At 68.2% G+C, this 8,789-nt stretch carries 8 protein-coding genes; 3 read left to right on the top strand and 5 right to left on the bottom strand.

The window, feature by feature from the left end; translation table 11 throughout:
• The first annotated feature begins 143 nt into the window (after positions 1-143).
• Both BJG92_RS10615 and BJG92_RS10610 read left to right on the top strand, forming a co-directional pair.
• Positions 144-1,622, top strand: a complete 1,479-nt coding sequence (locus BJG92_RS10615; RefSeq protein WP_232083971.1) for an FAD-dependent oxidoreductase — start codon at positions 144-146, stop codon at positions 1,620-1,622.
• A 134-nt stretch (positions 1,623-1,756) separates the two neighbouring features.
• A complete protein-coding gene (locus BJG92_RS10610; protein WP_232083970.1) occupies positions 1,757-2,758 on the top strand; it encodes a DNA topoisomerase IB in 1,002 nt (333 codons plus the stop codon).
• Between the two features lie 70 nt (positions 2,759-2,828).
• Here BJG92_RS10610 and BJG92_RS10605 read toward each other — a convergent pair whose 3' ends face one another.
• Entirely contained in the window at positions 2,829-3,695 is an 867-nt protein-coding gene (locus BJG92_RS10605) for a DUF1206 domain-containing protein (RefSeq protein WP_232083969.1), read from the bottom strand.
• A gap of 217 nt (positions 3,696-3,912) precedes the next feature.
• On the opposite strand from BJG92_RS10605, the gene BJG92_RS10600 reads away from it, so the two are divergent.
• A complete protein-coding gene (locus BJG92_RS10600; protein WP_232083968.1) occupies positions 3,913-4,449 on the top strand; it encodes a hypothetical protein in 537 nt (178 codons plus the stop codon).
• A gap of 662 nt (positions 4,450-5,111) precedes the next feature.
• Here BJG92_RS10600 and BJG92_RS10595 read toward each other — a convergent pair.
• The 4 genes from BJG92_RS10595 to BJG92_RS10580 all read right to left on the bottom strand — a co-directional run.
• Complete coding sequence (locus BJG92_RS10595) at positions 5,112-5,792, bottom strand: FadR/GntR family transcriptional regulator (protein WP_232083967.1); 681 nt, start codon at positions 5,790-5,792, stop codon at positions 5,112-5,114.
• Positions 5,789-7,051 (bottom strand): MFS transporter, encoded by a 1,263-nt coding sequence (locus BJG92_RS10590; protein WP_232083979.1) that lies wholly within the window; start codon positions 7,049-7,051, stop codon positions 5,789-5,791. Before BJG92_RS10590 ends, BJG92_RS10595 begins: the two co-directional genes overlap by 4 nt.
• Positions 7,052-7,325: 274 nt before the next feature.
• Positions 7,326-8,150: a polyphosphate kinase 2 gene (gene ppk2 / locus BJG92_RS10585; protein WP_232083966.1), complete on the bottom strand. Its 825-nt coding sequence runs from the start codon at positions 8,148-8,150 to the stop codon at positions 7,326-7,328.
• 311 nt (positions 8,151-8,461) lie between these two features.
• The coding region (locus tag BJG92_RS10580; RefSeq protein ID WP_232083965.1) for a CdaR family transcriptional regulator at positions 8,462-8,789 on the bottom strand (328 nt) is incomplete at its 5' end.

The following is an 8,789-nucleotide window of genomic DNA, read 5'->3' as shown; positions in this document are numbered from 1 at the left end:
CGCCCCGCCCGTCCCGCCAAGAACCGAGTACTGACCCCGTAGCCCCCTTGCCCCAACTAGCTCGCAGCAGAGGCCGCTATGAGCCCTCAAAACGGCCTTAACTGCGAGTCAGTTGGGCCGTGACAGAAAAAAGGAACACCGCCGTGTCAACCAGCACCACCGCAGGAACCGCCGCCCGCCCGCTGCGCATCGCCGTCGTCGGCTCCGGCCCAGCCGGTGTGTACGCCGCGGACATCCTCACCAAGAGCGAGGCCGTCAAGAGCGGCGAACTCACCGTCAGCATCGACCTGTTCGACCGCTACCCGGCGCCCTACGGCCTGATCCGCTACGGTGTGGCCCCCGACCACCCGCGCATCAAGGGCATCGTCAACGCGCTGCACAAGGTCCTGGACCGCGGCGACATCCGCTTCTTCGGCAACGTGGACTACGGCACGGACCTGTCCCTGGCGGACCTGCGCACCCACTACGACGCCGTCATCTTCGCCACGGGCGCCATCAAGGACGCGGACCTGAACATCCCCGGCGTCGAGCTCGAGGGTTCTTACGGCGGCGCCGACTTCGTCTCCTGGTACGACGGCCACCCGGACGTCCCCCGAGACTGGCCCCTGGATGCCAGGGAAGTCGCCGTGATCGGCAACGGCAACGTCGCCCTCGACGTCGCGCGGATGCTCTCCAAGCACGCTGACGACCTCCTGGTCTCCGAGATTCCGGACAACGTCTACGCCGGGCTGAAATCCTCCCCCGTCACGGACGTGCACGTCTTCGGCCGCCGCGGCCCGGCCCAGGTGAAGTTCACGCCGCTGGAGCTGCGCGAACTCTCCCACTCCAGGGACGTGGACATCATCCTCTATCCCGAGGACTTCGAGTTCGACGCCGAATCCGACCGGCAGATCCAGAGCAACAACCAGACCAAGACCATGGTGGGTACCCTTACCAACTGGATCGCCGAGCAGCCGGATGACCTCGCCGAGCTCACGGCCTCCCGCCGCCTGCACCTGCACTTCCTGCACAGCCCGGTGGAGGTGTACGGGGACGAAACCGGCGAAGCCGGTGCCCCCGGCCGCGTTGCCGGCATCAAGTTCGAGCGCACCGAGCTGGACGGCACGGGCAACGCCCGCGGCACCGGCGAGTTCATCGACTACCCGGTCCAGGCCGTCTACCGCGCCATCGGCTACTTCGGTTCGGCCCTGCCCGAGGTCGAGTTCGACCACGGCAAGGGCGTTGTGCCCAACGACGGCGGCCGCGTCCTGGACGCCTCCGGCGCCCACGTGCCGGGGATCTACGCGACCGGCTGGATCAAGCGCGGACCGGTGGGCCTAATCGGCCACACCAAGGGCGACGCCCTGGAAACCGTTACGTACGTGCTCGAGGACCGCGGGAACCTGCCGCTGGCGGCGGTGCCCGCGCCGGAGGCGATCGTCGAACTCCTCGAAAGCCGCGGTATCGCGTACACCAGCTGGGAAGGCTGGCTCGCGCTCGACGCGCACGAACGCGCCCTCGGCGGGACGGCGACGGCGGCCGGCGGATCGCACGGCGTCGAGGTCGCCCGCGAGCGCATCAAGGTGGTCCCGCGCGAGGCGATGGTGCAGATTTCCCGCGGCGGGGTGGCCGCGGAAGTCTAGCGGTCCTTAATGCCACGGCCACAGCAACGCGGGGTCACTTAGCGCCCGTCCCGGAGGGGATTATGGGCGCGAAGTGACCCCGCGTTGCTTTTGGGTGCGGGGGATCCGGGGCGGTAGTCAGTAGGCTTAGCGTCATGAGGCTTCGTCACAGCAACGCGTCCGGCCGGGGGTACCGCCGCCTCCGCGCAGGGACCGGTTTCAGCTACAAGGACCTGGACGGGTCCACCCTGCCGCCCGGACGGGTGCGGGAGCGGCTGGAGGGCATCGGCATCCCGCCGGCATGGACGGACGTCTGGATTGCCCCGTACGACAACGGGCACATCCAGGCCACAGGGCTCGACGCCGTGGGCCGGCGGCAGTACATCTATCATCCGGGCTGGCGGGAGAAGAAGGACCGGCTGAAGTTCGACCGTTCCCTGCAGCTGGCGGAGACCCTGCCGGCCGCGCGCCGCCTGGTGACCATGGACCTGCGCTCGGAAGGGCTCACCCGGGAGCGTGTACTGGCGGCCGCCTTCAGGATGCTGGACAGCGGATCACTCCGGGTGGGGTCCGAGCGCTACACCAACGAGAACGGCAGCCACGGCCTTGCCACGTTGCTCTGCGCCCACGTGAAGGTGCGCGGGAACGAACTCCGGCTCGGTTTCCCCGCCAAGAGCGGCCAGATCTGGGAGTCGCGGATCGACGACGCCGACCTCGCCGCCGTCGTCCGCCAGCTCAAGCGCCGCGGCGGCAACGCCCGCCTGCTGGCCTACAAGGACGGCCGGAGCTGGCATCTTGTTTCCAGCGCGGACATCAACGCCTACGTGAAGGATCGGACCGGGCAGGACTTCACCGCGAAGGACTTCCGGACCCTGCGCGGAACAGTCGCCGCGGCCGTCAGCCTGGCCCGGAGCGGGCCGCAGCCGAAGGTGCAGGCCCGGAAGCGCGCGGTGAGCCGGGCCATGGTGGATGCGTCGGGTGTCCTCGGGAACACGCCGTCGATCACGCGGAAGAGCTATGTTGATCCCCGGCTGCTGGACCACTTCGAGGCGGGGGAGACCATCGACCCGAAACGGCTGGATTCCGCAGAGTCCGAGGTCCGCGCCCTGCTGTACCGCGAGGGCGAGGTTGTCCCGCTCCGGAAGGCAGCGACCTAGCCGCCACCGCCCCGGCTCCTCCGTCTGCCAGCTGCAGCAGGCAGCTGCGGTAGGCAGCTGTGGCCGGCACTTACATCCGCCCGAACCGGGCCCGGACCAGCGCAAACACTCCGTAGGCAACAAACCCCGCCCCGATCAGCAGGAGCAAAATCGGGCCGAAGGGGTGCCCCAGCAGGGCTTTGAGGCTTCCGTCAAGTCCGGTGGCCGAGCCGGGATTGTTGGTGGCCGCGGCGATGACGAACAGCAGGCCGGTCAGGATCAATGCCACGCCCTTGGCAATGTGCCCGGCCACGCCGAGGCCGCTCACCAGGCGGCCCCGGTGCGTCCCCTCGAAATAGTGCAACTCTTCCTTGAACTTCTTCCCGACCCCTTTGATGATGAAGTACACGCCGATCCCGACAATGGTCAGCCCGAGCCCGATGAGGACCGGCACGCCCAAGGGGTTCCGGACCAGCGTGATGCTCAAATCTTTGCTGGAGTCACCGGAATCGCCGCGATTGCCCAGCGCGAAACCGGCGAAGCTTAGCCCGACGCTGCCGTACGCGATGCTGAGGAAACCCGAGGAGACAAGTTTGCCTGGACGTTCGCCGCGGGGCAGGTGCCGGGCGCGCAGGGTCGCCTCGCTCAACTGCCACAGCGCGAGCCCGGCACAGCCGACGAAGCCGGCCCACATGACCGCCGGGCCCCACGGGTTGGCCGCGAGCTGCTCGATCGCGCCGGTGGGCTCGGCCTGGCCAGGGGCTCCCAGGACAAGGGCCACGGCAATCGCACCGATGATGATATGCAGCAGCGCCATGACAGCGAAACCGGAGCGTGCGACGGCGTCGAGCACCGCGCTGTTCGACGCCGCCTCAGCGGCGTCCGCAGCTTCCCCGAGGGTTTCCCCCACGGCGCCTCCAGAGGTGGCGGGCTGGTCCTGGGCCCCGGATGATTCCATGCCGTCGATTCTACGCAGGGGATCCGCACGAGGATCCGCGGGGGATCCGCGGGGGATGCGCGGGGATCCGCGGGGAATCCTCGGGGATCTCGCAGGGAAAGCAGCCTGCCGGCCCCGGACTAGCAAGTTTTTGCTAAGTGTGCTTACTATGGCCGAGTTGTGGCATTAGTGGGTCACGGCAGATCCCGATTCAACCACCGACGATAGGAAACTTTCCATGGCAGGTAATCTTGTTGCCCGATCCATCCACGACCTGACGGCAGGCGCCTGGTTCGGCGGTTCGCTGATGGGAGCCATTGGGCTGAATGGTGCCACGGCCGAAGCCAAGGACTCGAGCGAACGCACGCGGCTCTCGAGCCTGGGCTGGAAGAAGTGGGCCCCGTTCCAGACGGCGGCGTTCGGAGCGCACTTCCTCTCAGGCCTGGCCATCATGTGGGAGAACAAGGGACGGATGGCCAAGCAGGACGGCGTCACCCGGCTGACCGTTTTCAAGTCGATAGTGACCCTCGCCGGTGCCGCCGTGAGCCTGTATGCCGGGCTTCAGGGCGCCAAGGTGGACAAGCTCGCCGGCGAAGGCGCCAAGGGTGCCACGGAGCCCAAGCCCGGTGCGTCCGAGGAACTCCGCTCCGCCCAGCAGCAGCTGAAAATCCTGCAGTGGGCCATTCCCGTCTTTGCCGGAACGGTGATCGTCCTCGGCGCCAAGCACGGCGAGATGCAGCGCCCCAAGAACGTCTTCAAGGGCCTCGCCCGCTAATACCGGCGCCTGGGAATCGCCGTCAGGTCCTGAGGGCCGGGACATTTCGTTCCGGCCTTCAGGAACCTCCGGCCCTGGCGCAGGACAAAGGCCTCCGGGCGGAACATTTCGTTCCGGCCCGGAGGCCTTCGGCATGCCGGACACCTGCTGCTGGGCGCAGGGCCGGCCGTTATAATTCGGCGTTCACGAAGCCGAGGCTGGCGGCCGTCCACCGGCACCGTTGGGACACCGCCAGGAGCCGCCGGGAGGAGGCGGGGACACAACGAACGTCCCCGCAGGAACTCGCGGCACTGTGACCCATGGCGTACCTCCGGCGGCTTTGAAGGACAGAATTCGCGGCGCCGTCCTCCGGTGAGGAGTCCGTGGAGGGCGCCGCTGAAACCGAGCATCAACCCGGCTCCTTTGGAAAACCCGGAATACCGGGAGCCCGACGACCTCCGGAGCGCCCGTGATCCCGCTCGGAGCTGGTGGCCATCCTCGCTAGGTCGTCGGGGGTTTAGGCAGGAGCCTCTCGCTCCGGGAGGACATGCCCAGTCGCCGCGCCCGGGACCGGGCACAAGCGGAATATGTCCACCCGCCGGCCCCGGCGCGGGGCATGTCCTTGAGCCCGGCCCGGACATGCCCCGTGGACCCCGGCCCCCGAAGAACGCACGGAAATGCCCCTAGGTCTGGATCCACTCCGCGCAGGAGTTCAGGTTGCGGTGGACGCTTGCGACGGCGGCGTCCTCGTCGTGTGCCTCGATGGCCGCGACGAGCTCGCCGTGGCCGGCGTGCGGCAGGCCGTCGAAACCGCCCCGGCGCTGCTGCCGGAGGAGGTCGTTGTGGAAGACCTCGCCGAAGCTGACGTAGAGCTCATAGAGGAGCGGATTGTCCGAGGCCTGCGCGACCCGCACGTGGAAGTCCCAGTCGGCACGGGCCCAGGCTGCGTAGTCTTCGGCAAGCCAGGCGCCGCGGCGTGCCGTCAGCAGCGCGTGCATGGCGGCAACGTCGCCGGCCGTGGCGTGCCGCGCGGCAAGCCGGGCCGCCTGGGTATCCAGCCCCACCCGCACTTCAAGAATGTGCAGCTGTGAATGGTCACTGTACATCCGCTGCGCCGCTCCGGGGAGCTCGCTGGTGGCGCGGACGTAGGTCCCGTCCCCGCGGCGCACGTCCAGCATGCCGCTGTGCGCCAGTGCCTTGATGGCCTCGCGCAGGGTGCCACGGGAGACGCCGAGGGCGGCCATCAGTTCCGGCTCCGCCGGGATGCGCTGCTGCAGCGGCCATTCCCCCGAGTGGATCCGGTCACGCAGTGTGGTGGTGACCTCCGCCACCAGCGGAGGCCGGGGCGATGGGGTATGGGTCATGACGTTCCCTCGACGACGGACTTGCCTGCCGCCTGGGGAGCCTTGTGCTGGGCCGTGAGCAGGTGGCCGACGATGATCTGGCCCAGCGCCACGGCCAGCAACAGGCTCAGGGGCAGTGTCCAGGAGCCGGTGGCGCTGTGCAGCAGGCCCATGCCGAACGGGCCGAGCGTGGCCAGCAGGTAGCCCGCGGACTGGGCGACCGTGGAGAGCGCGGTGGTTTCCGCCGTCGTGCGTCCGCTGCGGCTGATCATCACCATGACGAGCGGGAAGATGCCGAGCCCGAATCCGAGCAGCACCGCGGTCAGGGGCGCCCAGGCGACGGGCAGGACGAGCATGGCCAGGACGCCGGCGGCCATGGTCACGGTGGCCAGATAGAACGCCGTGCGCCGCATCCCGGAACGCGAGGCGACCGCAACGAGCACCATGCCGGCGGGGACGGAGACGAGCTGCATGAGCCCGAACATCACGCCGCTCTCGGCGGCGGTCAGCCCCAGCGTCACCAGCATGTACGGGAACCAGCTCATCACGGAGTAGGCCAGCAGCGCCTGCACTGTGAAGCCCGCCGTAATCAGGAGCCCGGCGCGGGTCAGCAGCAGGGGCCAGGGGGATACCCTGCCGGCCTCGGCGGCGGGGGCGTTGCGGTGCGCATGCAGGGCGATCGGCAGGAAACCGAGGCAGGCGCACAGGGCCAGGACGCCGATCGAGCCGACTCCGGCCGACGGCGATCCGAGCTGCTGCGCGACCGGGACGATCAGCACTGCGACGACGGTGGCTCCCGTGGTCATGGTCAGTGTGTAGAGCGCGGTCATGAGGGAGGTCCGGTCCGCGAAGTGGACCCGGATGAAGGAGGGCATCGCCACATTGCAGACAGCCAGTCCCGACATCCCGACGACGGTGCCCGCGAGCAGCATTCCGGTCGAGGGGATGCCGCGCAGCAACAGCCCGGCCGCGAGCATCACGAGGGACAGCAGGATGGCCTTCTCCAGGCCCAGCTGGCGGGTGAGCCAGGACGTCGCCGTGCCGGCAACCGCGAAACACAGCGTCGGGATCGAGGGGATGACGGCTGCGACCAGCGGACCGTAGCCCAGCACGGCCTGCAAGTCGTGGAGGAGGGCGGCGGCGCCGGTGATGCCCGCGCGCAGGTTGAGGCCGATGAGCACGATCGCGACGACTCCCGCGATGACGACGCCGCGCGGCCGGGGCGCGGGCGGGGAAAGTACTGTCTCGGGGACGGCGGATGCCACCGTGCTGCTAGCCATGCTTACCATTTACAAAGGTTAGACGTTTGACGTTTGATCGCTAACTTCTGTGTCAAAGATCTCGGTCCGAGTCCATCAGGGCGCGCGTCGCGGGGTCACCTAGCGCCCATAACAGGACCCCGGATGGGCGCGATGTGACCCCGCGTTGCCGTGGGCGGCGTCAGGTGCACCAACGCGGCGACCACGAGCACGATCTGCCTGGAGTCCCTGTCGTGCTTGAAGTACCGTTTCCAGGCCGGCTCGTGTCTCGCGGCGGTCGGACCGAGGGCGCTGTTCAGAACGGAGTCGGGATGTGCCGCACGGCCAGGGTGGGCTCGCGGTAGTTGCCGGCCTTCTGGCGCTTCGGCAGCTCGACGTCGAGCCCCGGGAACGGCTCGTAGGGAACCTGGCTGAGCAGATGGCTGATGACATTTAGCCGGCCACGCTTCTTGACGTCATTGTGCGCGACGTACCACGGCGCCCAGGCGCTGTCGGTCGCCTCGAACATGGCGTCCCTGGCCCGCGAGTAGTCGTACCACCGGCTGTAGGATTTGAGGTCCATCGGCGACAACTTCCAGGTCTTGCGGGGATCTTCCATGCGGCTCTCAAGCCGCCGGGTCTGCTCGTCCGCGCCGACCTCCAGCCAGTACTTGAGCAGGATCATTCCGGAGTCGACCATCGCCTTCTCAACCATTGGGGTCATATCGAGGAACCGCTGGGTCTGCTCCGCGGTGCAGAAGCCCATCACGCGTTCGACCCCAGCGCGGTTGTACCAGCTGCGGTCGAAGATGACTACCTCGCCAGCCGCCGGGAAGTGCGACATATATCGCTGGAGATACATCTGGGACTTCTCCCGCTCCGTCGGTGTGGGCAGCGCCACTACCCGGAACACCCGGGGGCTCACCCGCTCGACAATGCGCTTGATGGTGCCGCCCTTGCCGGCCGTGTCGCGGCCCTCGAACGCGATGCAGATCTTGGCGCCGGTGGACTTCACCCACTCCTGCAGGGCCACGAGCTCGCCTTGCAGGACGGCCATCTCCGCCTCGTATTCCTTGCGGCGCATCTTTTTGCCGGCCCGCTCGTCTTGGCCGTCGGCACTCTTGTTCTTTTTCTTGCCCATGACCGGCCTCCTACTTGAGTATTTCCCGTGGCGAATCGGCAGCCGTGCTGCGGCATCGGAGGGAGCCGGTCCGTTCGTCCGAACTGGGGCGAGAAGGCATCACCCTTGCGCGGGCATCCTCAAAGGGTGTGCTGCCTCTCCCAGTGTTGTCCTCGGCCGGAAGTCGGGTCTACGGCACTAAGACCCTATTGATCCCCCTGCCCGACCGCCCAGCCCCGCCCCGCAACGCGGGGTCACATCGCGCCCGTAGCGGGGCCCGGGATGGGCCGTAAGTGACCCCGCGTTGCTCTTGTGGGTGGTCGTTGGTCGGGTCAGCGCGGCTGGCGTGCACCGAGCCGCTGCACGGCCAGCGCCAGCCAGAGCTGCACCCGGTCCGCGGTCTGGGCCGGGTCGTATCCGGTGAGCTCGGTGATCTGTGCCAGCCGGTAGCGGACCGTGTTGCGGTGCAGGGTCAGTTCCTCGGCGACGGCGGCCACCGATCCGTTGTTGTTCAGGTAGCTTTCCAGCGTCGTCAGCAGCCCTGACCCGTGCGTGGCATCGAAGCTGCGCAGCGGATTGAGGGACTCGTCCGCCATATCCGCGAGCGGCACGTCTTCGCTGGCGAGCAGCAGCGACGTCAGGCTCAGCCGCTCGGGTTCG

The sequence above is a fragment of the Arthrobacter sp. SO5 genome (assembly GCF_020532805.1).
Lineage (GTDB): Bacteria > Actinomycetota > Actinomycetes > Actinomycetales > Micrococcaceae > Arthrobacter.
The sequence above is the reverse complement of the archived record's forward strand: the minus strand, read 5'-3'. Positions and strand labels throughout refer to the sequence as shown.

Bases quoted from the DNA above. Each gene is read 5' to 3' on its own strand.
- BJG92_RS10610 (WP_232083970.1), top strand. From the start codon at position 1,757: ATGAGGCTTCGTCACAGCAACGCGTCCGGCCGGGGGTACCGCCGCCTC.
- BJG92_RS10595 (WP_232083967.1), bottom strand. From the start codon at position 5,792: ATGACCCATACCCCATCGCCCCGGCCTCCGCTGGTGGCGGAGGTCACC.
- BJG92_RS10600 (WP_232083968.1), top strand. From the start codon at position 3,913: ATGGCAGGTAATCTTGTTGCCCGATCCATCCACGACCTGACGGCAGGC.
- ppk2 (WP_232083966.1), bottom strand. From the start codon at position 8,150: ATGGGCAAGAAAAAGAACAAGAGTGCCGACGGCCAAGACGAGCGGGCC.
- BJG92_RS10590 (WP_232083979.1), bottom strand. From the start codon at position 7,051: ATGGCTAGCAGCACGGTGGCATCCGCCGTCCCCGAGACAGTACTTTCC.
- BJG92_RS10605 (WP_232083969.1), bottom strand. From the start codon at position 3,695: ATGGAATCATCCGGGGCCCAGGACCAGCCCGCCACCTCTGGAGGCGCC.